This is a genomic window from Rhodococcus sp. DMF-1 (assembly GCF_021441945.1).
GTDB lineage: Bacteria > Actinomycetota > Actinomycetes > Mycobacteriales > Mycobacteriaceae > Rhodococcus > Rhodococcus ruber.
In genome coordinates this window covers 4,201,660-4,226,522 of record NZ_CP090442.1, presented here as the reverse complement: position 1 = coordinate 4,226,522, position 24,863 = coordinate 4,201,660, and the positions used below count along the sequence as shown (strand labels likewise).

Sequence of the window (24,863 nt, the reverse complement as noted above, 5' to 3'; positions counted from 1 at the left end):
GGTACCCGTCGGGCATGGACCAGGCCGAAACTCCCATGCTGGATGCGCTGGATCAGTACCACCGACTCGACCGCTACGGGTTCTCCCCGCCCGGCCACCGCCAGGGGCGCGGCGCCGACCCGCGGGTGAAGAAGGTGCTCGGGCTCGACCCCTTCCGCTCGGACGTGCTCGCCTCCGGCGGCCTCGACGACCGCAGGTCGCGCAACGGCTACCTGTCGCGGGCCGAGCAGCTCATGGCCGAGGCGGTGGGAGCGCAGCAGGCGTTCTTCTCCACCTGCGGAAGCTCGCTGTCGGTCAAGGCCGCGATGATGGCGGTGGCGGGCAACGACCCGGGGGGACTGCTCGTCGGCCGGGACTCGCACAAGTCGATCGTGGCCGGTCTGATCTTCAGCGGCGTCACGCCCCGCTGGATCACGCCCCGCTGGGACGAGGAGATGCACTTCTCGCATCCGCCGTCGCCGGAACAGGTGCGCGAGACGTGGGAGAAGTACCCGGACGCGGCCGGCGCGCTGATCGTCAGTCCCAGTCCCTACGGCACGTGCGCCGACATCGAGGGCATCGCGAACGTCTGTCACGAGCGGGGCAAGCCCCTCATCGTCGACGAGGCGTGGGGTGCGCATCTGCCGTTCCACGACGACCTGCCCACCTGGGCGATGGACGCCGACGCCGACATCTGTGTCGTCAGTGTCCACAAGATGGGTGCCGGTTTCGAGCAGGGATCGGTCTATCACCTGCAGGGTGACCTGGTGGACGGCGCGCACCTGTCGGCCTGCGCCGATCTGCTGATGACGACGAGCCCGAACGTGATGATCTACACCGCGATCGACGGGTGGCGCCGCCAGATGGTCGAGCACGGCACCGAACTGCTCGGCGACGCCCTGCACCTGGCCCGGCGGACCCGTGAGCGGATCGCCGGGATCGACGGTCTCACCGTCCTCGAGGACCGGCTGCTCGGCGAGGAGGCCTCGCACGACCTGGATCGGCTGCAGGTCCTGATCGACGTGAGCGAGCTCGGCGTCTCCGGCTACCAGTGCAGCGACTGGCTGCGCGAGCACTGCCGGCTCGACCTCGGCATGACCGATCACCGGCGCATCCTGGCGACGTTGTCCATGGCCGACGACGAGAGCACCACCGATCGTCTCGTCTCGGCGCTCGAGTCGCTGTCGCAGGCCGCGGAGTCGTTCGATCCGCCGCCGGAGATGTCTCTGCCGAGCCCCGATGAACTGCAGCTCGACTCGGTGATGTCGCCGCGCGACGCGTTCTTCGGCAAGGCGGAGATGGTCGACGCGGAGCGGGCCGCCGGGCGCATCGCTGCCGAGCAGATCACCCCCTACCCGCCGGGCATTCCCGCCGTCGTGCCGGGTGAGCGGCTCGACGACGCCGTCGTCGACTATCTGCGCAGCGGCGTGAATGCCGGGATGACGATTCCCGATGCGACCGACACCTCGCTCGAGCAGTTCCGGGTGGTCGCCGAGAACTGACCGCCGCGGCCCTACGGCCCCGGCACCGCGGTGTCCTCGTGGGCGTGGATCGGGCCTGCGGTGCGGGCGAGGTGCTCGCCCCGGCCACCCCATTTCAGCGCGATGATCTCGGCCGCGATCGACACCGCGGTCTCCTCCGGTGTGCGCGCCCCGAGATCCAGGCCGATGGGAGAGCACAGCCGCGCGAGCTCGTCGTCCGTCATTCCCGCCGCACGCAGGCGCGCCGATCGGTCCTCGTGCGTGCGCCGCGAGCCCATCGCGCCCACGTAGGCCAGGTCGAGCCGCAATGCCACCTCGAGCAGCGGCACGTCGAACTTCGGGTCGTGGGTGAGCACCGTGACCACGGTGCGTGAGTCCACGCGACCTGCGGCCGCCTCGGCGGCGAGGTAGCGGTGCGGCCAGTCCACGATCACCTCGTCGGCGGCGGGGAACCGGGCGGCGGTGGTGAACACGCCCCGGGCGTCGCACACCGTCACGCGGTAGCCGAGGAACGACCCGAGCTGCGCCATGGCGGCCGCGAAGTCGATGGCGCCGAACACCAGCAGCCGCGGCGGCGGCTGGAAGGAGTGGACGAACACCGACATGCCCTCGCCGCGGCGCTGCCCGTCGGGCCCGTAGTGCAGCGTCGCGGTCCGGCCCGCGGCGAGCAGGCCCCGCGCGTCGTCGGCGACGGCGTCGTCCGCCCGCGCCGACCCCAGCGACCCGCGCGCGCGATCCGGCCACACCGCCAGGCGACGCCCCACCCATGCCGGATCGGGATGTTCGGTAACGGTGGCGACCGCGACGGCCTCCTCGGCCCGCATCGACGCGACGACTTCACCCAGCTCGGGAAACGTGGCGGCATCCACCCGTTCGACGAACACGTCGATGATGCCGCCGCACGTGAGGCCGACGGCGAAGGCGTCGTCGTCGGACACGCCGTACCGCTGCAACACGGGCACACCGTCGTCGAGCACCTGCTGCCCGAGCTCGTACACGGCGCCTTCCACGCAACCGCCGGAGACGCTGCCGGTCACCGTGCCGTCCCCGGCGACGAGCATCGCGGCGCCCGGTGCGCGGGGCGCGGACCGGAACGTCGAGACCACGGTTCCGAGGGCGACGGTGTCACCGGCCCGGTAGCGACGTTCGAGTTCGTCGAGAACTTCACGCACGGTGGACCTCCTCCAGCAGTTCCTGCAGCGTCGCGAGGCTGTGCCCCGCGAGCAGACGGTCGAGATGCGGCAGGGCGGCCGCGATGCCGGACTGCACGGGCTCGTACCCGGCTGCCCCGGCGTGCGGATTGACCCACAGGACGGCGTGGGCGAGCCGCCGCAGCTGGGCGAGCTGCTCGGCGAGCAGGGCCGGATCGCCGCGCTCCCACCCGTCCGAGAAGATCACCACGACGGCGCCGCGCGCGAGGCCGCGCCGGCCCCACCGGTTCAGGAAGGCCCGCAGGGTCTCGCCGAGCCGGGTGCCGCCCGCCCAGTCGGGGACCGCCCGGCCCGCCGCGGCGAGGGCGCGTTCCGGGTCGCGGGCCCGCAGCGCGCGCGAGAGCCGCGTGAGGCGGGTGCCGAGGGAGAACACCTCGGTGTGGGCGGGATCGGCGCGGGTCACCACGTGCGCGAAACGCAGCAGCGCGTCCGCGTACGGGCTCATCGAGCCGGAGACGTCGAGCAGCAGCACCACGCGGCGCGCCCGGGTCGCCCTGCCGTGCCGGCTCGGCCGGACGGGTTCGCCGCCGGCCGCGAGCATCCGGCGCACCGTGCGGTGCGGGTCGATGCGGCCCCGGCGCGACGGGCGCAGCCGCATCGCCGGACGGGTGGGCGGCCGAGGATGCAGCGTCGCGATCAGTTCCGCGAGGTGTGCCCGCTCGGCGTCGGTCAGTTCCGCGATGTCGCGCCGGCGGAGCACGTCGGTGTCGTCCGCGGCGACCCGCAGTTCGGGGCCGCCGCCGGCGGTCTCGTCGCCTCCCGAGGGCGTGAGGCCCGCGATGCGGGCCCGGCGCGGAGTGCGGGTGCGCGGCGACGTCACGTCGGGTGCCGTTCCGCCGAACCAGCTCTCGAACGCGAGGTCGTAGCGGGGGATGTCGTCGGGGTCGTGGCACAGGGTGGCGCGCCCGGCCCAGTACACCTGACGGCGGTCGCCGAGGTCGATCTCGCGCAGGGCGCGCAGGTAGGCCACGGTGGCGTCCGAGGCGACGGACAGGCCGGCCGCGGCGAGGGCGCGGGTGAAGCCGGTGAGTCCGACGAGGGAACCCCCGGCGTCGGTGGTCGTCGTCATCGCCGCTGTCACCCCGTCAGGAGCCGGTCGAGCCCGGTGCGGACCACTCGGTCGAGGTCCTCCCGGTACTTCAGGACGGCACCGAGGGTCGCGGCCGCGGTCGTCGCGTCGAGCACGTCGCGGTCCAGTTCCCGCAGCGCTCGGGCCCAGTCCAGCGACTCGGCGACCCCGGGCGGCTTGAGCAGGTCCATCCCGCGCATGGTCTGCACGGCGTGCGCGACCTGCGTCGCGAGGTGTCCGTCGATGCCCGGGATGCGGCGGCGCAGGATCTCCACCTCCCGCGCGAGGTCGGGATGTTCGAGCCAGTGGTACAGGCAGCGGCGTTTCAGGGCGTCGTGCACCTCGCGGGTGCGGTTCGAGGTGAGCACCACCAGCGGCGGCGTCTGCGCCCGCACCTGTCCGAGTTCGGGGATGGTCACGGCGTTCTCGTCGAGCACCTGCAGCAGGAAGGCTTCGAATTCGTCGTCGGCCCGGTCGATCTCGTCGACGAGCAGCACGCACGGCGTGTCGGTGAGCGCCTGCAGCAGAGGTCGCGCGAGCAGGAACCGCTCGGTGTACAGCGAGCGCTCCGCCTCCTCGGCCTCGAGCCGGCCGCCGCTCGCGGCTTCGAGGGTGCGCAGGTGCAGCAGCTGCCGGGGAAAGTCCCAGTCGTAGAGCGCCTGGGACGCGTCGATGCCCTCGTGGCACTGCAACCGGATCAGCGGCAGGTCCAGCGCGTCGGCGAGGGCGACGGCCAGCGACGTCTTGCCGGTGCCGGGTTCCCCCTCGCAGAACAGCGGGCGGCCCATGCGCAGCGCCAGGAACGCCACCGTCGCGAGCCCGTCGTCGGCGAGGTACCCGGTGGTGTCCAGTGCCCGCGTCAGCTCCGCCGGTGAGCCGATCGCCGCCGTTGCCGTCATGGTGCGAGCCTATGGCAGCGCCGCTGCCGAGGTGCGCTTTCCGACGTAGCTCCGGCACCGCGGGCAGGACCCGCGCGGGGAGCGGGTGGGACCGAGCGAATGTCCCGTCCACCTCGTCGGATCGAGTCGACGGTACAGTCGCTCGGCAGCTCGGCAGCTCGGCAGCTCGGCAGCTCGGCAGCTCGGCAGCTCGGCAGCTCGGCAGCTCGGCAGCTCGGCGGTCAGGCGACGGCCACGACCTCGAGGCGCGTGGCGTCGTCCGTGCGGCGCCGAGCCAGGTCCGCGGCCCCGACGATCCCGGCGTCGGGGCCGAGCTCGGCCAGGCGCACCGGGGCGGCCGGGCGGTGCCCGCGTCCGGTCAGCCGCTGGGCGAACGTGGCGACGGCGGGCCCGCGCAGCAATTCCCCGGCCTCGCACACACCGCCGCCGAGGACGAACACCTCCGGGTCGAGGAACGCGGCGAGGTCGGCCATGCCGTGCCCGAGCCACGTGCCGATCGTGCGGAAGCACTCGAGCGCGGCGGCGTCGCCCTCGCGGGCGGCGGTGGTGACGTGGTGCCCGGTGATCTGCTCGGCGCGCCCGCCGGCCAGCTCGAGCAGCCGGCCGGCGAGCGCGGGCGAGACGCTCGCGATCTCCTGCGCCTCCCGCACCAGGGCGCGCCCGCTGGCGTACCGCTCCCAGCAGCCGTGGTTGCCGCACCCGCAGCGACGCCCGTGCGGTTCGACGTTGAGGTGGCCGAGTTCCGCGGCCAGTCCCGAGGATCCGCGGTGCAGGGCGCCGTCGATGATCAGTCCACCGCCGATGCCGGTGCCGACGGTGAGCACGATCGCGGTGCGGGCACCGCGGCCGGCGCCGAAGCGCGCCTCACCCCAGGCGGCGGCGTTGGCGTCGTTCTCGACGACGGTGGGCAACCCGCACGCGGCCTCGACGGCCGCCCCGAGCGGTTCGCCGCGCCACGCGAGATTGGGGGCGAACAGGACGGTACGACGATCGGAGGCGACGAACCCGGCGGCGCCGATGCCCACGGCACACACGTCGTGCGTGGCGCGGAGTTCGCGGACGACGTCGGCGACGACGTCCTCGGTGCGGGCGGGGTCGTCCGACGGGGTGGCGCGGCGGAGCCGGGCGTGCAGGGTGCCGTGTTCGTCGACCACGCCGGCGGCGACCTTGGTGCCGCCCACGTCGATTCCGATGGTCAGTGCCATGTCTGTTCTCTCCCTGACTTCAGTTGCCGGACGGGTTAGGCGGCGTCCATGTCCTCGAGCTCGCGGCCCTTGGTCTCTTTCACCCAGCGCAGGACGAACAGCAGCGACAGCACCGCGCACACGGCGTAGAAGCCGTACGACATCCCCAGCGACAGTTCCTTCATGGCGGGGAAGGAAACGGTGACGACCCAGTTGGCCGCCCACTGCGCACCGGCGGCGAGCGACAGAGCCGCCGCGCGGATCCGGTTGGGGAAGGCCTCGCCGAGCAACACCCACACGACCGGCCCCCACGACATGCCGAAGGCGACGACGAACAGGTTCGCGGCGATCAGCGCGATCGGTCCCTGCAGTCCGGTCAGGTGCGGGGTGGTCACACCGTCGACGACGGTGGTCGAGGCGGTGGCGAAGACGACGGCCATCGTGGCGAGGGTGACGGCCATGCCGGCCGAGCCGATGATCAGCAGGGGGCGACGTCCGACGCGGTCGACGAAAGCGATGGCCACGAGGGTGGTGGCGATGTTGACGACGGAGGTGACGACGGTGATGACGAGGGAGCTGCTCTCGTCGAATCCCACTGCCTGCCAGAGGATGCTGGAGTAGTAGAAGATCACGTTGATGCCGACGAACTGCTGGAACACCGAAAGTCCGATGCCGATCCACACGATGGGCAGCAGGCCCAGCGCGGGTCCTCTCAGGTCGCGCAGCGACGGGGTGTGCTCGTGGCCGAGGGTGGCGCGGATCGATTCGATGCGCAGGTCGATGCCCTGTTCGCCGAGCAGCATGCCGAGGATGCCGCGGGCCTCGCCGATGCGGCCCTTCGCGACGAGATAGCGCGGGGACTCCGGGATGGTGAGGGTCAGGAATCCGTACACGAGCGCGGGGACGGTCATGGACAGGAACATCCAGCGCCACGCCTCGAGCCCGAACCACAGTTCCTCGCGGGAACCGCCGGCGAGGGCGGCGAGCGCGTAGTCGACGAGCAGGGCGGCGAAGATGCCGACGACGATCGCGAGCTGCTGCAGCGATCCCAGGCGGCCGCGCACCCGGGCGGGGGAGATCTCGGCGATGTAGGCGGGGGCGATGACGGAGGCGAGTCCGACGCCGACGCCGCCGACGATCCGGAACAGGACGAGAGTTTCGACGTTGAAGGCGAATCCGGTACCGAGCGCGCTGACCAGGAACATCGCGGCGGCGACCTGCATCGTGGTGAGGCGGCCGTAGCGGTCCGCGATGCGGCCGGCGAGAACGGCCCCGCCGGCCGCGCCGAGCAGGGCCGAGGCGACGGCGAAGCCGAGGACGGCGGACGAGACGGCGAACCGGGATTCGATGGCCGAGACGGCGCCGTTGATGACGGCGCTGTCGAAGCCGAACAACAGGCCGCCGAGCGCGGCGATGACGGCGATGCGGACCGGCACTGCGGCGCCGGCGGTGTCGGGCCCGGTGTCGGGGACGGTCGGGAGCGCGACGTGGTTGCTCATGGGACTCCTCGTAGGCGGCGGGAACCGGCCGCGGCGGTCCCGTTCCGGGAGGCGTGTGGCGGCGGTCACGCGAACTGTGTGCTGGACCACAGTAGGGCGAAGACGTCTCTATCGTCAAGAAATGAACGAACAAATCGATCCGGATGGACGTCTATGTTCGATTCTGAACTCAATCGGTGGCGTGGAAGGGCGCGAAGTCGTCGGAGTCGATCATCAGTGCGGGTTGGCCGCCCGCAGACCCAGGGCGACCGCCCCGAGCACCTGGGCGCGGGCCCCGAGGGCCGCGGTCCGCACCTGCACGGTGCGCGCGGCGCTGGGCACCGCATACCGCTCGATCGCACGGCGCAGCGGCTCGAGCAGCAGTTCTCCCGCGAGGGCGAGTTCGCCCCCGATCAGGATCAGCTGCGGATTGAGCAGGTTGCACAGGCCCGCCGCCGCGACCCCGACGTGACGGCCGGTGTCCGCGAGCACCCGGGCGCACCCGGCGTCGCCGGCCTCGGCGAGCGCCACCACGTCCGCGATCGTCAGGCCGGGCCCCCGGCTCGGCTCGAGCAGCCCGATCACCACGTGGGAAGCCACCATCGTCTCGAGGCAGCCACGATTGCCGCACCGGCACACCTGGCCGAACTCGTCGAGGGAGGTGTGGCCGATCTCCCCGGCCGTGCCGGCGCGGCCGCGGTACAGCCGCCCGTCCAGGACCAGTCCGGCGCCGACGCCGTCGGACAGCTTGATGTAGGCCAGGTCGTCCATGCCGCGCCCGGCGCCCCAGATGTGTTCGGCCAGTGCGCCGAGATTCGCGTCGTTGTCGACGTGGACGGGAAGCGCGAGCCGCTCGGCGGCCAGGGCGGCCGGGTCGACGCCGACCCAGCCCGGCAGGATCGACGGCCCACCGATGCGGTGCGTGGCGGACTCGACCGGTGCGGGCAGGCCCATGCCGACGGCCGCAACGGCGTCGCGGCCGCACCCGAGTTCGACGAGAGCGTCGTCGAGAAGCGCTCCGGCTCTTTCTATTCCGTCCTCGGCGCGGTGCCCGGTCGCCAGCTCGACCCGTTTCTCGGCGAGGATCTCGTGCGACAGGTCGGCGACGGCGACGGTGAGATGCCGGTGCCCGAAGTCGATCCCGACGGCCAGGCCCGCCGACCGGGTGAGCTTCACGGCCCGTCCCCGCTGGCCCGGACGCTCGGCGGCGGCCACCTCCACCAGACCGCCGGCTGTCAGTTCCCGGACCAGATTCGACACCGTGGCCGGGGCCAGACCGGTGCGCCGAGCGATCTCCGCTTGCGTGAGCTCACCGCCGGACTGCAGAACCCGAACCACCCGTTGCTGATTGGCCGAACGCAGCGACGACTGCGAGCCGGGATGTTCGGTGTCCTCACGCATCCGCTCAGGGTACCGGCCCGCGACCGTCCGCTCGTTCCGGACGGCCGGGAACATCCGCGACCGGCCCGGTCGTACGCGCGCGTCGCGACGGTCGCGTACGACGATCGGGCGCGCGGATGCGGTGACGTCGAGGACTCGCCCCCGCCGCATCCGAGCGGGGCGGAGGCGAGTCCGGTTCGCCTACGCCTCGGCCCGGCGCAGTCCCGTGGTCACCTGCGCGAGGCGGGTGATCCGGGCCCAGTCCCGGGTCTGCACCGCATCGGCGGGGGTGAGCCACGAGCCCCCCACGCAGCCCACATTGGGCAGCGCGAGGTAGTCGGGGGCCGTCGCGACCGAGATTCCGCCGGTGGGGCAGAACCGGGCCGCCGGCACGGGGGAGTGGACGGACGCGAGGAACCGGGTGCCGCCTGCGGCCTCCGCGGGAAAGAATTTCATCTCGCGGTAGCCGCGTTCGAGCAGCAGCAGTACCTCCGAGACGGTCGCCGCCCCCGGCAGGTGCGGCAGCCCGGTGTCGGTCATGGCCTTCAGCAGCGACTCCGTCGCGCCCGGCGACACCAGGAAGCGCGCACCGGCCGCCGCGGCCTGCGCGGCCTGGCCGGGTTCGACGATCGTGCCGGCACCGACGGTGATGTCGGGGACCTCGTCAGCGATCCGCTCGATCGCCTCGAGGGCGCACGGGGTGCGCAGGGTCAGCTCGATCATGGGCACGCCGCCGTCGGCGAGGGCCCGGGCGATCGGGACGGCGTCGGCGGCATCGTCGATCACGACGACGGGCACGACGGGGGTCACGTCCAGCAGGCTCATCGGGGTCTCCTTCACGCGAAGTCGGATTGAAAGACGCTGGCGCCGTGGGTGGCCGGGCCCACGGTGGCCCGCAGGCCCGCGAACAGCTCACGGCCCGTGCCGGTCCAGGCGTCGTCGGTGGGGGCGTGACCGGTCGCCGCGCGGCCGGCGAGCGTGGCGTCGGACAGGTGCACACACAGCGAGCCGGCGACGGCGTCGACGGTGATCGGGTCGCCGTCGCGGACGCGGGCGAGCGGACCCCCGGCCGCGGCCTCGGGCGTGACGTGGATGGCGGCGGGAACCTTGCCGGACGCGCCCGACATCCGGCCGTCGGTCACCAGCGCGACCCGGCGTCCCCGATCCTGCAGCACCCCCAGCGCGGGGGTGAGCTTGTGCAGCTCGGGCATCCCGTTCGCGCGCGGGCCCTGGTAGCGCAGCACGGCCACGACGTCGCGGTCGAGTTCGCCGGCCTCGAACGCCGCGAGGAAGTCGGCCTGGTCGTCGAACACCCGCGCCGAGGCGGTGACGACGTGGTGCTCCGGGGCGACCGCGGACACCTTGAGCACGGCCTCGCCCAGGTTGCCGTCGAGCACCTTGAGCCCGCCGTCGACGGCGAACGGATCCGCGACGCCACGCAGCACGGTGTGGTCCAGGCTCGCCGACGGCCCGGCCTCCCACCGCAGCGTCCCGTCGCGCAGCCGCGGCTCCTGCGTGTACCGGTGCAGCCCCGGCCCGGCGACGGTGGTGACGTCGTCGTGCAGCAGGCCCGCCGAGAGCAGGTCCGAGACCACGACACCGAGCCCGCCGGCGGCGTGGAAGTGGTTCACGTCGGCCGCGCCGTTGGGGTAGATCCGGGCGAGCAGCGGCACGACGGCCGACAGGTCCGCCAGGTCGCGCCACGTGAGGGTGATCCCGGCGGCCCGGGCGATCGCCACCAGGTGCATCGTGTGGTTGGTGGAGCCGCCGGTGGCGAGCAGTGCGACGCAGCCGTTGACGACGGCCCGCTCGTCGACGACCTCACCGACCGGGGTGAAGTCGGAGCCGAGGGCGGTCAGGCCGGTGACGCGGCGCGCGGCCTCGTCGGTGAGCGCGTCCCGCAGTTCGGTGCCGGGATTGACGAAACTTGCCCCGGGCAGGTGCAGGCCCATCACCTCCATCAGCAGCTGATTGGAGTTGGCGGTGCCGAAGAACGTGCACGTGCCGGCGCCGTGATAGGAGGCGGCCTCGGCCTCGAGCAGGTCTTCGCGGCCGGCGCGGCCCTCCGCGTAGAGTTGCCGCACCCGGGCCTTCTCGCCGTTGGGCAACCCCGACGTCATCGGCCCGGCCGGGACGAACACCGTCGGCAGGTGCCCGAAGCCGAGCGCGCCGATCAGCATGCCGGGGACGATCTTGTCGCAGACACCGAGCATGAGGGCGCCGTCGAACATGTCGTGCGACAACGCGATTGCGGTGGACATCGCGATGACGTCGCGGCTGAACAGCGACAGCTGCATGCCGTCGCGGCCCTGGGTGATGCCGTCGCACATGGCCGGGACGCCACCGGCGAACTGCGCGATGCCGCCCGCCCCGAGGACCGCCGCCTTCAGCCGCGCCGGGTAGTCCTCGAAAGGCCGGTGCGCGGAGAGCATGTCGTTGTAGGAGGAGACGATCGCGATGTTCGGCTTCACCAGCCCGCGCAGCGCGGACTTGTCGGCAGGTTCGGCGGCGGCGAATCCGTGGGCCAGGTTGGCGCACGCGAGACGTCCGCGCGCCGGCCCCTTGTCGGCGGCGGCGCGCAGCCGCTCGAGGTAGGCGCCGCGCTCGGCCCGGCTGCGCCGGACGATGCGGTCGGTGACCCGGTCCAGAACGGGATGGCTCATACGGAAGTTCCTTCGTACCAGGCGCGTCCGTCGCGCTCGATGAGGGTGGTCGCGTCGGTGGGGCCGGACGTACCCGCCGGGTAGCGGCGCGGCATCCGGTCGGTGCGGTCCCAGGTCTGCAGGATCGGTTCGACCCACGCCCATGCGGTCTCGACCTCGTCGCGCCGCATGAACAGGGTCGGGTCGCCCCGCACCACGTCCATCAGCAGCCGCTCGTACGCGTCGGGCGAGGGCCGGTCGAACGCGTCGACGTAGTTCAGATCCAGGGAGACCGGGCGCAGGCGGATCCCGCCGGGTCCGGGTTCCTTGGCGGTCATGTGCAGGCAGATGCCCTCGTCGGGCTGCAGCCGGATCACCAGGCGATTGGGTTCGGTGGCGCCCTCGGCGCGGGGGAACATCGGGTGCGGAACGTCCTTGAACTGCACCACGATCTCGGAGCTGCGCTTCTCGAGTCGCTTGCCGGTGCGCAGGTAGAACGGCACACCGGCCCAGCGCCAGTTGCGCACCTCCGCGCGCACCGCGACGAAGGTCTCGGTGCGGCTGCCCGGGTTCTCCACCTCGTCGCGATAGCCGGGCACGGCACCGCCGTCGACCAGTCCCGGTCCGTATTGCCCGGTGACGGTGAATCTTTCGACGTCGTCGGGCGTCATCGGCCGAAGCGCCTGCAGCACCTTGAGTTTCTCGTCGCGCACCGTCTCGCGGTCGACGACCGTCGGCGGTTCCATCGCCACCAGGCACAGCACCTGCAGCAGGTGGTTCTGCAGCATGTCGCGCAGCGCCCCGGAGGTGTCGTAGTAACCGCCGCGGGTGCCCACCCCGAGGGATTCGGAGACGGTGATCTGCACGTGGTCGATCCACGTCGAGTTCCACAGCGGCTCGAGCAGGGTGTTGGCGAACCGGGTGACCAGCAGGTTCTGGACGCTCTCCTTGCCGAGGTAATGATCGATGCGGAAGATCTGCGACTCGTCGAACACCTCGCCGACCGCGTCGTTGATCGCATGGGCGGAGGCGAGGTCGCGGCCGATGGGCTTCTCGAGCACCACCCGCGAGGTCGGTTCGACGAGTCCGTGCCGGGCGAGGTGATGGGAGATCGGCCCGAACAGCGAAGGGGCGCAGGCGAGGTAGAACACGCGCACGGAGTCCGGGGGCAGGACGTCGTGCAGGGCGGACCAGTCGTCCCCGCCTGCGAAGTCGAGGCTCACGTAGTCGAGGCGGTCCAGGAACCGGGTGAGGGTGCCGGCGTCCAGCAGGGGCGCGGGCACGAAGCGCGCGAGCTCGCCGCGGACCTTGTCGCGGTAGCCGTCGGTGTCGAGGCCGGCGCGTGCGGCGCCGACGATCCGGCTGCCGGGCGGCAGCTGGCCGTCCCGATCGCGCAGGTAGAGGGCGGGCAGGAGCTTACGGACGGCGAGATCGCCGGTGCCGCCGAAGACGACGACGGTACAGGGGGCGGCGGGTGACATGGCGTGTCCTCCCGAATGAGGGGGTGAGGGCTGTCACTCGCAACCGTAGAGCATCTTCCGCACTGAAACAACAAACTTACGCATTTCTAAGAACAAAGTCCGGTGCGGTGCGGCCCCCGGGTGCGGCACCGGGCCCTCTCGGGTGCGCTTCCTTGGTTCAATGGCGGTATGAGCCGATCCTCCAGCGCGCCCGCCACAGCGGGCGAGGTCTTCGCCCTCGTCCGCGCCGGCGCCGCGACCACCCGAAGCGAGATCGGGCACCACACCGGGCTCTCCCGCACCGCCGTCGCCGCCCGGGTCGCGGCGTTGCAGGACCTCGGCCTCGTCGTCGAAACGGAGGAGGGGCCCTCGACCGGCGGGCGCCCACCCCTCACCCTCACCTTCGGGGCGGGGGCGGGCATCGTGCTCGTCGTCGCGATCGGCCGCAGCCGCACCCAGCTCGCCGTCTGCGATCTCGCCGGGGAACTGCTCCGCACCGAGGACCTCGAGCAGGAGATCGGGGCGAGCCCGGGGGAGCTGATGCCGAAGGTTGCCGCGCACCTCGCCGACCTGCGCGCCGCGCTCGGTCCCGGCGCGCCCCGCACCGTCGGCATCGGGGTCAGTCTGCCGGGCACCGTGGACACGGCCCGCGGCTGCAGCCTGGATTCGCCGATGATGGCCGGCTGGGACGGCGTCGAATTGCAGCCCTTCCTCGCGGACCTCGGCGGCGCACCGGTGTTCGTCGACAACGACGCGAACGTCATGGTCCTCGCCGAAAGGCTGGGCGAGCGAAGAAAATTCGACGACATGCTCCTCATCAAGGCGTCCACGGGTCTCGGGGCGGGCATCGTGTCGGGCGGTGTGCTGCAGCGCGGCGCGGTGGGCGCGGCCGGCGAGATCGGGCACACCAAGACCGCTGCGGCGCAGGGCGTCCTGTGCCGCTGCGGCGACGTCGGCTGCGTCGAGGCGATCGCCGGGGGCTGGGCGCTGGTCCGTGACCTGCAGGAGCAGGGCCGGGACGTGACCCACATCCGCGACGTCGTGGCCCTCGCCGTCGGCGGGGATGCGGAGGCGCGCCGCATGATTCGCGACAGCGGCCGGCGGATCGGCGAGGTGATCGCCGGGGCCGTCAACCTCCTCGACCCGGCGGTGCTCGTCGTCGGCGGTGACATGGCCGAGGCCTACGACGTGTTCGTCGCCGGACTGCGCGAGACCCTCTATCGCGATGCGGTGTCCGTGGCCACCCGCGCCCTGCAGATCCTGCCCTGGTCGCACGGCGATCGCTCCGGGATGATCGGTTGCGCCTCCATGGCTCTCGATCAGGTGCTCAGCGTGCGCGCCGTGGACCGGATGGTGGCCGAGCGGGGCCGCTGACCCGGTTACTCCGCCGGCTGACGGCGGATGAAGTCGGCCATGCCCGGGACGGTGAAGGCGATGCGACCGTGCTCCGGCGCCCAGATCAGGCCCTTGCGGATGGCCGAGTTGCGGACGTCGCTGACGCCGGTGGCCGTCGAGCCCATCAGCTGGGCGACCTTTCCGGACCGCGGTGCCTCCTCGCCGGCGGCGGCGAGCGCGGCGAGGTAGCGGCGCTCACGGTCGGTGGCCCGGTTCCAGCGCGACGGGAAGAATCCCTCGTCGAGGTGACGGCAGCCCACCTCGACGGCGAGCTCGGCATCCTCGAGCTGGAAGGGGCTGTGTGGAGCGATGTTCCAGATCGCCTTCCCGAACTCCTGCAGGAAGTACGGATAGCCCGCGCTGGCCTGGACGAGCACGGCGAGGGCGTCGTCGGTGAAGTCCCCGCCCTGGCGGCGCACCGGGATCCGCAGGGCGTCGGCGGCGGCGGTCGGCGAGAGGGGGCCGATGGTGCTGTAGAGGAACTGGCGCTCCGCGTACGAGCGGTTGCCGGCCAGGACCGCGGGAAGATTGGGCAGTCCGGCACCGATGAGGAAGAACGGCCATTCCCGCTGGCTCGCCCGGTGCTGGACGGCGAGCAGCGCCGACAGCAGATCGGAGTCGAGGTCCTGCATCTCGTCGACGAACAATCCGAAGGCACTGGATCTCGGCCGCAGTTCGGCGGTGATCGCCTCGACGAGTTCCTCGAGGTCGAGGTCGATGTCCCCGCTGGCCGCCGGGGGCTGGTCGAGGGAGAAGCTCGCGGTGGCCGGCCCGAGGCCGAGGCCGAGGCCGAGGGAGAAACCCCGGGCGAGATCGATGAGCGGATCGATCGCATGCTGGATCCGGTGCTTGCGGCTGTAACGGCGCAGTCCGACGGTCAGCTCCTGGGAGAGCTTGGCGCGGACGGCGCTGGTCCCGGCCTCGTTGGGTCGCGCCTCGAGGGCGATCGTCAGCCAACCCTGCCGGTCGGCGTGCTCGACGAGGGCGTTGAGCAGGGTCGTCTTCCCGACTCCCCGCAGTCCCGACAGGATGAGTCCACGGTCGTAGTTCTGCCGCTTGCTGCGGGCGACGAGGAGTTCGAACGCCCCGATCTGCTCGTCGCGTCCCTCGAGCGCCGGCGGCCGGAGGCCGGAGCCGGGCTTGAACGGGTTGAGCTCGAGGTCCATGCGGCGAGTATAGAGACTTATGGAGTTCTATCTTGAATTCTCCATAACCGACCATAACATCCCATAGTCGTCAGGCCTCTTTGCACTCTGGGGGCGATGGTGCAAATATGCACTCCATGGAGGAAAGTGCAACAAGTCCGTCCGGGCGGCGTAACCGCCGGATGGAGCGCACCCGGGCCGCGCTCGTCGGCGAGGCGCGCGCGCTGACCGCCCGTCATGGTCTTGCCGGGTTCACCGTGGAGGAACTCTGTGAGCGGGTGGAGATCTCCCGGCGCACCTTCTTCAACTACTTCCCGTCCAAGGAGGACGCGGTCCTCGGCGAGCCCCCGCTCAGCCTGACCCTCGAGGAGGAGGACGCCTTCGTGGCCGCCGGACGGCACGACGGGGACGGCATCTCCCCCACGCTGCTCCAGGACCTCGTCGCGGTGCTCCTCGCCCAGATCGGGCGCACCGACTTCACCCGTGAGCACGCGAAGCAGTACCACGACATCATCCACCGCGAGCCACAGCTGCTGCCCCGCATCCTGCACAACGGCGAGACCCAGCTCCGGCGGTTCGCCGAGGTCGTCGCCCGGAGAGAGAACCTGCCTCCCGACGATCCGCTGCCGCGGACCGTCGTCTACGCGCTCGCCGACATCACCCGGCACACCGCCGACGAGTTCTTCGGCGACGACACCGATCGCCCCTTCGCGGAGCTGCTGCTCCGCAACCTCGACACCGTCCGGCGCCTGTTCGGGCAGCGACTCGACCCCATCGAAACGGCAGGAAACCCGTGACCGCAACGTCGTCCCGCCCCGCGGCACCACCGTTGGTGCTCACGCAGCGCCGGATCTGGCTCATCTTCTCCGCGCTGATCGCCGGCATGCTGCTGTCGAGCCTCGACCAGACCATCGTCTCCACTGCGATGCCCACCATCGTCGGGCAGCTCGGCGGCGTCGAACACCAGGCCTGGATCACCACCGCCTACCTGCTGGCGACCACCATCGTGATGCCGATCTACGGAAAGTTCGGTGACGTGTTCGGCCGCCGCACCCTCTTCCTCGTCGCCATCGCGGTGTTCACCCTCGCCTCCGCCGGCTGTGCCTTCGCCACCGACTTCTGGTGGTTCGTGATCTTCCGTGCGATGCAGGGCCTCGGCGGCGGCGGCCTGATGATCCTTTCCCAGGCCATCATCGCCGACATCGTCCCGGCCGACCAGCGTGGCAAGTACCTGGGTCCGCTCGGTGCGGTCTTCGGTGTGGCCGCCGTCGCCGGCCCCCTGCTCGGCGGCTTCTTCGTCGACCACCTGACCTGGCACTGGGCCTTCTACATCAACCTGCCCGTCGGCGTGCTCGCCTTCGTGATCGCCTGGTTCACCCTCACGTTGCCCACGAAGCGACCCGAGAAGAAGGTCGACCTCCTCGGCGTCCTCACCCTCTCGACCGCTACCACGTGCCTGATCCTGTTCACGGACTTCGGTGGCGACCGGGGTTGGACCGATCCGCTGACCCTCGCGCTCGCCGTCGGAGTGCTCGTCGCGGCAAGTCTTTTCGTCCTCGTCGAGTCCCGCGCCGAGGATCCGATCATCCCGCTGTCGCTGTTCCGCAACCCGATCTTCGTCAACGCCACCGCGATCGGCTTCACCGTGGGTCTCGGCATGTTCGCGGCGCTGGCCTTCATGCCGACGTTCCTGCAGATGTCGTCCGGCACCTCGGCCGCGGTCTCCGGTCTGCTGATGATCCCGATGATGGCCGGCCTGATGGCCACCTCGATCGCCTCCGGCATCGCGATCACGAAAACCGGTCACTACAAGGCGTATCCCATCGCCGGTGCCCTCGTCACGGCCGCCGCGATGTTGTGGCTGACCACCCTCGAGGGCAGCACGCCGCTGTGGCTGATCTGCACGATGCTGTTCACCCTCGGCTTCGGCCTGGGTCTGATCATGCAGGTGGTCGTTCTCGTGGTGCAGAACGCCGTGCCGCCCACCGAGATCGGGACCGCGACCAGCACCAACAACTACTTCCGGGAGGTGGGCGCGTCCCTCGGTGTGGCGGTCTTCGGCACGATCTTCACCAACCGGCTGGCCGAGCAGCTCACCACCGTGTTCACCGGAGCCGGGGCCTCCCCGGAGCAGGCCGGCCAGGCGACCGCGACGCTCGATCCCGCGGCCCTGAGCCGGCTGCCGGACTCCGTGCGCACCGGCGTGGTCGACGCCTACGCCGACTCCCTCGCCCCGGTGTTCTGGTACCTGATCCCGTTCCTGTTGGTGGCGTTCGTCATCGCGTGCTTCCTGCGGCAGATCCCGCTGGCGCACGAGGCGGGCATGGTCGCCCGCGGTGAGGCGGTCACGGAGGAACAGCTGACGCACGCGGCAGGCGCGCAACCGCACCCCGCCGAGACCGGGAGTCGCCCGGCCCCGTGACGGCGTCCATGCGCACGGGGTCGGCCAGCGCCGCGCGAAGGCGGGACAACGCGCGATGCTGATCCACACGGACGGCCCCAGGCGTCGTCCGCAGGACGGCGGCGGACTCCTCCACCGACAACCCCTCGATCACCCGCAGGCGCAGGATGTCGCGTTGCCTGCGGGTGAGCGTCGAGAGCAGCGCTGCCGCACGCGCGCCTCCGGACCGTCCGCACACGGCGTCCGGCTGATTCCCGCGTGCGGTCGCCGCGGCGGTGTCGAGGTCCTGGGTGGGAGCTGTCATCGAGTCGTGCCTTCCTTGCTGTGGCATGACGCATCGCGTCCGTTCACGCACCCACACAACCGGACGAACCTCGGGCGGCCACGGGAGTGCGCCGTGGATGTGCTGGGAAGTGGGCCGTCGGTGAACCCGGCATGCGTCGGGGACACCCGTCACCGAAGTGTCGATGTCGTTGCGCTCCGGAATCGTCACCGCGCACACGGGGATCCGCTGCCGAGTGCGCAGCGGTCCGTTCCGTCCTGCGTCAGCACGCCGAACACCCGGTTCTTCGCATCGTCGCGAGTGGTGAGGACGACGTGGTCCCACAGGCCTCCGGCCGTGGCGTCGTCCTCGTCGGTGAGGTGCGGTCGCAGAACGGTCCATCGATGCCAGTGCCGCGCGAACGACGACTCGTTCACCACGCGCCCGCGAGCGTGCTGCCCGGCCTGCGCGACCTCTCGGGGCACGTCGAGGAAGACCAGCACCGGCGTCCAGCCTCGTCGCCGCGCCAGGCGGGCCGTCCAGTCGCGTCGGCGCCTGCGCGTGGCGGTGTCGTGAACGGCCACCGGCCCTTCGCTCCGGTGCGGTCCGGCCAGGAGGGTGCGCACCACGTCGAGGGTGTGCACGAGATGGACCAGTGGCCGATACCGGCGGTACGGCAGGCCCGGCGGCAGCACGGCCGCGAGGCGTTCGGCCCGGCGCTCCGGATCGAGAACGGTCAGACCCGGGATGTCGCGCTCGATCCGGCGAAGCAGGGTGCTCTTACCCGCTCCGGGAACGCCACCGGCCATCAGGAAGACGGCACTGTTGTCGCACCCGGACGGATGTCCCGGGTGGGGGAACCTCGGAGCTGAGGTGGTTATGACGATTCCTTTCCCTGCGGGCAGGTTCGTGATCGGTGCTGCCGTGTCTTCAGAATGTCGGCAAGGACTGGGCCGACGCTGAGTCCTTCCTGAGGTCCGGCTGTGAATCGGGCCGCACCTTCCGGGCCGGCTCTCGCGCCGCGGCCGGTCAGCTCGCACGCAGCTCAGCGAGTGCAGCGGCCGGGGCGGGGATCGGTACCCGCGACACGAATCGACAGGCGCACCGACGATCGCTGTCGCGGGTGGCTGCGAAGTGCGCGGCTGTGCGGCGCCGAGGACACGTCCCCGCAGCGTCGTCAGGTTTCCGCGGGCCGGATCCCCAGGATGCGGTGCCACCAGCGTCGACGCGGCGGCTCGGCGGTGTACTCGCGCAACGCTGCGGCCGCCGCCGCGGCCCGCTCGGCGCGTGTCGACCGCAGCTCCGCCCGGTCCGCGGCCCACTGGCGGACGACCGCTTCCGGATCGACCCGATGAACGGGAACCAGGGGACCGCTCGGTGCGCGCAGGCAGTCCACGATCCGCCGGTTCAGCTCCCGGACGATCTGCCGCACCGCCGGCTCGGAGGGCACGTCGCGCACGGTGTCGCGCAACCGCTCGACCTCCTTGCGCAGCTGCAGCGGGGGCGGCAGCAGGGCCTCGGTCGAGAGCCCTTCCCGGCGCAGGTAGTCCTTGACCCACCACAGCTCGTCGTCGCTGCGATGCGGAATCGGCTTGCCCGCGCCACGCAGGTTGTCGAAGTCGCCCCGCTCCTGCGCGACGCGGATCTGGCGTTCGATCCACGACTCGAAGGTGATGTCCGGCCGCTTGCGCTCGGTCATGGAGGCGATTGTCCTCCGCGAGGCGTCGGGTTTCACGCTCGGCGGGTCACCGGGACCGTCGCCGACACGCCGATCGGATCGGGGCGGAGGGGTGTCGAGACCAGGCGCCAGCGGCCGCATGCGCAGCGCTGATACCGCACCACGCCTTCGCTCGTCGGGTGGCGGGAGACCTCGGTCCAGTGGTGGCTGTGGGATGTCGGCATGCCACCAGCGTGGTGTAATGACATTGTGCATCTCAACCCTTACGGCGAGTATGCCGTGCGCCTCGCCGCGGAGCTGGTGAACGACCCACCCGCGACAGTCGACGCGCTGGTGTGCCGCTGCCTCGAGGCGGGCCTGGTGATCGACTTTCCCGTCGGCGCCGGCGACCTGCGCGACGTCGAGGCGATGCTCGAACGCTGGTGCGGGATCGTCGACGCGACCGGTGACGCCGAGCGTGCCGCGCTCGTCAACGAGATGCTGGCCGCCGCTTCGGCGTATCCGCGGATGACGAATCACGCGGGGGACGGCTGGCACCTGCACTACCGGGACGATCAGCATTCGCTCGCCGGGGTGCTCGAGGCGCTGATCTCTGTCGGTACGGCCCTGCACCTGGTGGGCCGGGGCATGCACCGACTCGGCCGCTGCGCCCTCGACGAGTGCGACGACGTCTACGCGGACACCTCCCGTAACGGGCGGCAGCGGTACTGTTCGCCGCGGTGCGCGAACCGCGACGCCGTGCGCCGGCACCGCGCCGTGCGCGCCGGCTGAACCGCGCCGTGCGCGCCGGCTGAACCGCGCTCAGCGCGGCGCGGTGCCGACGACGACGGTCGCGAAGTCGTCGTCGCTGTGTGCCACCTGCGGGGTCAGCCCGTTCCGGTCGAAGCACGCGGCGATCCCGTCGGCCTGCTGCGTGCTCGACTCGACCAGCAGATGTCCGCCCGGCGCGAGCCATCGTCCGGCCGCCGCTGCCACCCGGCGCAGCACGTCGAGGCCGTCGGCACCGCCGTCGAGGGCGATGCGGGCTTCGTGCTCCCGGGCGTCGGCCGGCAGGAGCGCCAGGTCCGCGGTCGGGACGTACGGCACGTTGGCGAGCAGGAGGTGGACGCGCCCGCGCAGTCCCGCGGGCAGCGGGTCGTAGAGGTCGCCCTCGTACACGTGGCCGCCGAACGCGGCGAGGTTGCGGCCCGCGCACTCCACCGCCGCCGGATCGAGGTCCGTCGCATGCAGTTCCACGTCGGCGACGGCCGCCGCCACCGCGGCACCGAGCGCCCCGGATCCGCAGCACAGGTCGACGACGACGCCCGGCGCGGCAAGCGCGACGGCGCACTCGACGAGGAACTCGCTGCGCCGGCGGGGGACGAAGACCCCGGGGGTCACGTGGATGCGCAGGCCGCGGAACTCGGTCCAGCCGAGAACGTGCTCGAGCGGTTCGCCGGCGGCGCGCCGGCGCACCGAGTCGGCGAGGTCGCCGGGCGTCCGGGCGGCGTCGATCAGCAGCCGCGCCTCGTCCTCCGCGAACACGCACCCCGCCCGTCGCAGGGTGGCGGCGACGGCAGTGACGTCCGGTGGGGGCGGCATGCGGTGGTGCCCGGCGGCGGGTCTCAGTCGGCGAGATCCTTGTATTCGGGATGCTTGTCGATGAAGCCGTCGACGAACGGGCAGATCGCCACGACGCGCTTTCCGCGGGCGCGGACGTCGTCGAGCGCGAACCGCACCAGCGTGCTCGACAGGCCCCGGCCCGAGTAGGCGTTGTCGACCTCGGTGTGGTCGAACACGAGCTGGACGTCGCCGTCGGGGTGGTACTGGGTGTAGCCGACGACGGTGTCGCCGTCGCGCAGTTCGTAACGCTGGCGCTGCGGATTGTGGACGGCGACGACGGACGGGTCGCTCATGGCATTCCTCCGGCTGTTCAGGTGTTCTCGAGCAGGTGCGTGCGCATCGCGGTGTACGTGTCCCCGAAGCGGGTCACGTCCCGGGGACCGAGCAGGTCGAACACGTAGGAGCGTACGGCCTCGACGTGCCCGGGACTGGCCTGGGCCAGCTTCGCGGCCCCGGCGTCGGTGAGTTCGGCCAGCATGCCGCGCTTGTCCTCGTCGCATTCGACGCGCCGGACCCACCCGGCGTCGACGAGGCGGCTGATCGCGCGGGTGACGCCGCTGCGGGTGGTGACGACGGCGTCGGCGAGCGCCCGCATGCGCAGCCGCCGGCCGGGGGCCTCCGAGAGCGCGACCAGCAGCTCGTAGTCGGTGAGGGACATGCCGGAGTCCCGGGTGAGCTGCCGGTCCAGGGCATTCATCAGCAGGCGGGTGCTGTCGAGGTAGGCGCGCCAGGTGCGCTGCTCGTCGTCGCTGAGCCACCGGGTCTTCGTCATCAGTCGAGGATAACCGGATGGTTGCTCAGGAAATCAGTTCGGCGTCACTCCTGCGGGGGACGGACCGGGTGCCGGCTGACGATGGAGACCCGGTTGAACGTGTTCATCGCCACGGCCACCCACGCGATCGCGGAGAGCTGGTCCTCGGTGAGGCGGGCGCGGGCGAAGGCGTAGTCCCGGTCCTGGGTACGACTGTCGGGCAGCTCGGTGATCGATTCGGCGAGGGTGAGGGCGGCCTGCTCCTGCTCGTTGAACAGGTCGGTGTCCCGCCAGGCCCGCAACACCGCCAGCCGCTGAGTGGTCTCGCCCTCGCGCAGGGCGTCCCGGACGTGCACGTCCAGGCAGTAGGCGCAGCCGTTGATCTGGGAGACGCGGATGTTCACCAGCTCCACGAGCCGACGCCCGAGTCCGGCGTCGGCCGTGGCCTGGCGTATCGCTTGGGCGACCGCGATCTGCGCCCGGTACACCGGGCGGGTCTGCTTGTCGATCGCGACGCGCTTGTCGCTCACTCCGGCGGTGAGACGTGCACGGAGATGTAGAGGGGTTCGCCGAGCTGCTCGAGCAGGCCCAGCTGGGTCTCCAGGTAGTCGATGTGCTCTTCCTCGTTCGCGAGGATCTCCTCGAAGATGCGGGCCGAGGTGATGTCGTGGACCGAACGCATGTACTCGGCGCCCTTGCGGAGCCGGTCGCGGGCCTCGATCTCGACCTGCAGGTCGGCCTCGAACATCTCCTTGACCGTCTCGCCGAGCCGCAGCGTGCCCAGGCGCTGGTAGTTGGGCAGGCCCTCGAGGAACAGGATCCGGTCGGTGAGGGTTTCGGCGTGCCGCATCTCCTCGAAGGATTCGGCGCGGGTGTGCGCGGCGAGCTTCGTCCAACCGTTGTTGTCCTGCATCTTCGAGTGCAGGAAGTACTGGTTGATCGCCGTGAGCTCGGCGGTGAGCTGCTCGTTGAGGTACTCGATGACCTTCTTGTCGCCCTTCATGGCGCCTCCCGGGGACCGAACGCGGATCGACCGCCGGGTATTGGGTCTAGACGGCGGTCTCGAGTTCGATCCTCTCATCCCGGTCGCGGGATGCGCGAACGATCGCCGAGATATTCCGGACGCAGCGTCCGCAGTCGGTGCCCGCGCGGCAGGCCGCCCCGATCTCGCGTGTGCAGCGCGCGCCGGCAGCGATGTGGGCCTCGATGTGCCGGTGCGAGAGAGCGTGGCAGCTGCAGACGATCATCGAGGCCCTCCTGGACATACTACTTAGGTTCACCAAACCTTACCTCACTGAGGTGTGGCTTACCTGTGAGCGTAGTCACAGTCCAGCGGTGGGCGCCCCGGGCAAGTGCCCAGTCCCGACCCAGGGCGCCCGGGCTCAGTGCTGCTGGGACTGCAGCTGCGACGCCACCACCTGGTTGATCCGCTGCAGACCACCAGGGGTCAGACCGGGCAGCTGCCCTTCGATGGTCCGGACGACCGCGCTGTCGTCGATCACCTTCTCGCTGGACTGGATGAGCACGGTCCCGGCGCCCGTGAAGTCGAACTGCCGTTCCTCCCCGGACTGCACGCCGAACATGCGCGCCCCCGCAGCCACGAAGCCGTTCACCCACGCCTCGTCGTAGTGGTGGCTCGGCGACGGGCAGTCCGCCCAGCCGACGAGCGCCTCGGGGTCGACCCGCAGGGGCGGCTCGGCGAACATCACCGGCCCGTTCGACGAGGCGAGGAACTTGCCGGTGCCGATCAGGGTGAGGAAGCCGGGCACGATCGACTGGTTCAGCGACAACCCCGGCTCGAAGGCGAGCAGGTTCGCGGCCCGGATGGTCAGATTGCCGTCGTCGAGGTCGTAGGAGTTGATGTCGTAACCCCGGTCGCCGATGATCAGCTTCCCGTACCCCTCGGCGACGACGTAGTCGCCCATGTACAGCGGCGCCGAGAACTGATGCGCGACCATCTGCAGGAGTTGGCCCTGCAGACCGTGCGTGAGCGAGGTGAACTGCACCTGCCCGTAGTAGGCGATCATCGCGCCCTTGGACAGGAACCACGGGCTCTGCAGGTCGATGCAGAAGGCGTAGTGATTGCCGGGCAGGTTGTCGCTGCCGACGAGATGAGAGGGATTGAGGACGACGCTCACAGTTTCTCCTCGGACGCTTGCACGTAGACGATGCCCTGACCGGTGCATTCGAGCTGAAGGCCCTCGCCGCCGCTGCGGCCGGCGTTGCGCCAGCTCATGGCGGACTTCAGTTCCGTCCGCACCGGTCCGGACGCGGCGATGAACGACTGCGGGTCGACGACGACCGGGGCCGGACCGCCCACCTGCAGTTCGAGGAAGCCGCCGTGCCCGAGCAGCACCGCGGTGCCGCGCCCCGACAGCTGGGTGGTGAACATGCCGGTGCCGGTCACCATGCCCGTCGCGGCGTTGCGCAGCGCGCCGAGGAAACCGCCGCCCCCGCCGCCGCCACCGCCCGCCGGCGGCGCCGACATCGACACCACCGAACTCTGCAGGCTCGCGGTGTAGCCGAGCAGCCGCGACGCCTCCACCCGCAGGTCACCGCCGGCGGACAGGTCCACCACGTGCACCTCGAGGCCGCGGAAGCCGTAGTGGACGACGCCGTTGCCCTGCGCGAGCATCGTGCGTTCGTGCTCGCCCTGCATCATCCGTCCCGCCATTCCGGCGATCCCGCCCATGCCCGGCATCCCGCCGGCGCCGGGCACCTGATGCGGAGCGAACTGCACCATGCCCGTATAGAACAGCATCGCCCCGCGGCGGGCGACGACCGGACCGGACTGGTTCAGATCGACCTTGACGACCTTGCCGTTGATCTTCGAGAACATGCTCTCC

27 protein-coding genes are annotated in these 24,863 nt (G+C 71.3%); 5 read left to right on the top strand and 22 right to left on the bottom strand.

What is annotated here, in order from left to right:
- Positions 1–14: 14 nt before the first annotated feature.
- Positions 15–1,481 carry an aminotransferase class I/II-fold pyridoxal phosphate-dependent enzyme gene (locus tag LZP97_RS19370; protein ID WP_234574889.1) on the top strand — a complete coding sequence of 489 codons (1,467 nt, stop codon included), beginning with the start codon at positions 15–17 and terminating at the stop codon, positions 1,479–1,481.
- A gap of 11 nt (positions 1,482–1,492) precedes the next feature.
- On the opposite strand, the gene LZP97_RS19365 is transcribed toward LZP97_RS19370, so the two are convergent.
- The 9 genes from LZP97_RS19365 to zwf form a co-directional block, all read right to left on the bottom strand.
- Complete coding sequence (locus LZP97_RS19365; RefSeq protein ID WP_234574887.1) at positions 1,493–2,632, bottom strand: XdhC family protein; 1,140 nt, start codon at positions 2,630–2,632, stop codon at positions 1,493–1,495.
- The gene (locus LZP97_RS19360; protein ID WP_017680148.1) at positions 2,625–3,740 is read right to left on the bottom strand and encodes a vWA domain-containing protein; all 1,116 of its coding nucleotides are present in this window, start codon (positions 3,738–3,740) and stop codon (positions 2,625–2,627) included. Before LZP97_RS19360 ends, LZP97_RS19365 begins: the two co-directional genes overlap by 8 nt.
- Before the next feature lie 8 nt (positions 3,741–3,748).
- Positions 3,749–4,639, bottom strand: a complete 891-nt coding sequence (locus LZP97_RS19355; protein ID WP_040272850.1) for an AAA family ATPase — start codon at positions 4,637–4,639, stop codon at positions 3,749–3,751.
- A gap of 221 nt (positions 4,640–4,860) precedes the next feature.
- The gene (locus tag LZP97_RS19350) at positions 4,861–5,844 is read right to left on the bottom strand and encodes an ROK family glucokinase (RefSeq protein WP_010594154.1); all 984 of its coding nucleotides are present in this window, start codon (positions 5,842–5,844) and stop codon (positions 4,861–4,863) included.
- A 35-nt stretch (positions 5,845–5,879) separates the two neighbouring features.
- Entirely contained in the window at positions 5,880–7,322 is a 1,443-nt protein-coding gene (locus LZP97_RS19345) for a sugar porter family MFS transporter (RefSeq protein WP_040269977.1), read from the bottom strand.
- A gap of 213 nt (positions 7,323–7,535) precedes the next feature.
- Positions 7,536–8,702 (bottom strand): ROK family transcriptional regulator, encoded by a 1,167-nt coding sequence (locus LZP97_RS19340; RefSeq protein ID WP_040269988.1) that lies wholly within the window; start codon positions 8,700–8,702, stop codon positions 7,536–7,538.
- 180 nt (positions 8,703–8,882) lie between these two features.
- Positions 8,883–9,506 carry a bifunctional 4-hydroxy-2-oxoglutarate aldolase/2-dehydro-3-deoxy-phosphogluconate aldolase gene (gene eda, locus LZP97_RS19335; protein ID WP_040269975.1) on the bottom strand — a complete coding sequence of 208 codons (624 nt, stop codon included), beginning with the start codon at positions 9,504–9,506 and terminating at the stop codon, positions 8,883–8,885.
- A gap of 11 nt (positions 9,507–9,517) precedes the next feature.
- Positions 9,518–11,344 carry a phosphogluconate dehydratase gene (gene edd / locus LZP97_RS19330; RefSeq protein ID WP_234574885.1) on the bottom strand — a complete coding sequence of 609 codons (1,827 nt, stop codon included), beginning with the start codon at positions 11,342–11,344 and terminating at the stop codon, positions 9,518–9,520.
- Positions 11,341–12,804 carry a glucose-6-phosphate dehydrogenase gene (zwf, locus tag LZP97_RS19325; RefSeq protein WP_059174559.1) on the bottom strand — a complete coding sequence of 488 codons (1,464 nt, stop codon included), beginning with the start codon at positions 12,802–12,804 and terminating at the stop codon, positions 11,341–11,343. Before zwf ends, edd begins: the two co-directional genes overlap by 4 nt.
- 168 nt (positions 12,805–12,972) lie before the next feature.
- Between zwf and LZP97_RS19320 the strand changes: the two genes are divergently transcribed.
- Entirely contained in the window at positions 12,973–14,157 is a 1,185-nt protein-coding gene (locus tag LZP97_RS19320; RefSeq protein WP_234574884.1) for an ROK family protein, read from the top strand.
- A gap of 5 nt (positions 14,158–14,162) precedes the next feature.
- Here the strand turns inward: LZP97_RS19320 and LZP97_RS19315 are convergent, their stop codons facing one another.
- A complete protein-coding gene (locus LZP97_RS19315; protein ID WP_234574882.1) occupies positions 14,163–15,344 on the bottom strand; it encodes an ATP-binding protein in 1,182 nt (393 codons plus the stop codon).
- A 116-nt stretch (positions 15,345–15,460) separates the two neighbouring features.
- Here LZP97_RS19315 and LZP97_RS19310 point away from each other — a divergent pair, with 116 nt between their 5' ends.
- Entirely contained in the window at positions 15,461–16,120 is a 660-nt protein-coding gene (locus LZP97_RS19310) for a TetR family transcriptional regulator (protein ID WP_040269986.1), read from the top strand.
- The gene (locus LZP97_RS19305; RefSeq protein ID WP_064066242.1) at positions 16,117–17,745 is read left to right on the top strand and encodes an MDR family MFS transporter; all 1,629 of its coding nucleotides are present in this window, start codon (positions 16,117–16,119) and stop codon (positions 17,743–17,745) included. The genes LZP97_RS19310 and LZP97_RS19305 overlap by 4 nt, the downstream gene beginning before the upstream one ends.
- Here the strand turns inward: LZP97_RS19305 and LZP97_RS27415 are convergent.
- From LZP97_RS27415 to LZP97_RS19285, 4 genes are all read right to left on the bottom strand, one after another.
- The gene (locus LZP97_RS27415; RefSeq protein ID WP_064066241.1) at positions 17,669–18,028 is read right to left on the bottom strand and encodes a sigma factor-like helix-turn-helix DNA-binding protein; all 360 of its coding nucleotides are present in this window, start codon (positions 18,026–18,028) and stop codon (positions 17,669–17,671) included. The genes LZP97_RS19305 and LZP97_RS27415 overlap by 77 nt on opposite strands.
- 185 nt (positions 18,029–18,213) lie before the next feature.
- Positions 18,214–18,795, bottom strand: a complete 582-nt coding sequence (locus LZP97_RS19295; RefSeq protein WP_064066240.1) for an AAA family ATPase — start codon at positions 18,793–18,795, stop codon at positions 18,214–18,216.
- A gap of 368 nt (positions 18,796–19,163) precedes the next feature.
- Complete coding sequence (locus LZP97_RS19290) at positions 19,164–19,685, bottom strand: J-domain-containing protein (protein ID WP_064066239.1); 522 nt, start codon at positions 19,683–19,685, stop codon at positions 19,164–19,166.
- Positions 19,686–19,717: 32 nt separating this feature from the next.
- Positions 19,718–19,888: a hypothetical protein gene (locus LZP97_RS19285; protein ID WP_162919342.1), complete on the bottom strand. Its 171-nt coding sequence runs from the start codon at positions 19,886–19,888 to the stop codon at positions 19,718–19,720.
- 25 nt (positions 19,889–19,913) lie between these two features.
- On the opposite strand from LZP97_RS19285, the gene LZP97_RS19280 reads away from it, so the two are divergent.
- The gene (locus LZP97_RS19280; protein WP_048771341.1) at positions 19,914–20,435 is read left to right on the top strand and encodes a CGNR zinc finger domain-containing protein; all 522 of its coding nucleotides are present in this window, start codon (positions 19,914–19,916) and stop codon (positions 20,433–20,435) included.
- A 30-nt stretch (positions 20,436–20,465) separates the two neighbouring features.
- Here the strand turns inward: LZP97_RS19280 and LZP97_RS19275 are convergent, their stop codons facing one another.
- The 8 genes from LZP97_RS19275 to LZP97_RS19240 all read right to left on the bottom strand — a co-directional run bounded on the left by LZP97_RS19275 (position 20,466) and on the right by LZP97_RS19240 (position 24,856).
- Positions 20,466–21,245 carry a putative protein N(5)-glutamine methyltransferase gene (locus LZP97_RS19275; RefSeq protein ID WP_017680135.1) on the bottom strand — a complete coding sequence of 260 codons (780 nt, stop codon included), beginning with the start codon at positions 21,243–21,245 and terminating at the stop codon, positions 20,466–20,468.
- Between the two features lie 23 nt (positions 21,246–21,268).
- A complete protein-coding gene (locus tag LZP97_RS19270; protein WP_017680134.1) occupies positions 21,269–21,559 on the bottom strand; it encodes a GNAT family N-acetyltransferase in 291 nt (96 codons plus the stop codon).
- A gap of 17 nt (positions 21,560–21,576) precedes the next feature.
- The gene (locus LZP97_RS19265) at positions 21,577–22,038 is read right to left on the bottom strand and encodes a MarR family winged helix-turn-helix transcriptional regulator (protein WP_017680133.1); all 462 of its coding nucleotides are present in this window, start codon (positions 22,036–22,038) and stop codon (positions 21,577–21,579) included.
- A 44-nt stretch (positions 22,039–22,082) separates the two neighbouring features.
- Positions 22,083–22,547: a carboxymuconolactone decarboxylase family protein gene (locus LZP97_RS19260; protein ID WP_017680132.1), complete on the bottom strand. Its 465-nt coding sequence runs from the start codon at positions 22,545–22,547 to the stop codon at positions 22,083–22,085.
- Positions 22,544–23,020, bottom strand: coding sequence for a bacterioferritin (bfr, locus tag LZP97_RS19255; protein ID WP_003938723.1), 477 nt, complete (start codon positions 23,018–23,020; stop codon positions 22,544–22,546). Before bfr ends, LZP97_RS19260 begins: the two co-directional genes overlap by 4 nt.
- Before the next feature lie 46 nt (positions 23,021–23,066).
- On the bottom strand, positions 23,067–23,264 hold the full coding sequence (locus LZP97_RS19250; protein ID WP_003938724.1) for a (2Fe-2S)-binding protein: 198 nt from the start codon (positions 23,262–23,264) through the stop codon (positions 23,067–23,069).
- Between the two features lie 135 nt (positions 23,265–23,399).
- A complete protein-coding gene (locus tag LZP97_RS19245; protein ID WP_269071537.1) occupies positions 23,400–24,203 on the bottom strand; it encodes an AIM24 family protein in 804 nt (267 codons plus the stop codon).
- Positions 24,152–24,856 (bottom strand): AIM24 family protein, encoded by a 705-nt coding sequence (locus LZP97_RS19240; protein WP_040269958.1) that lies wholly within the window; start codon positions 24,854–24,856, stop codon positions 24,152–24,154. Before LZP97_RS19240 ends, LZP97_RS19245 begins: the two co-directional genes overlap by 52 nt.
- Positions 24,857–24,863 lie beyond the last annotated feature (7 nt).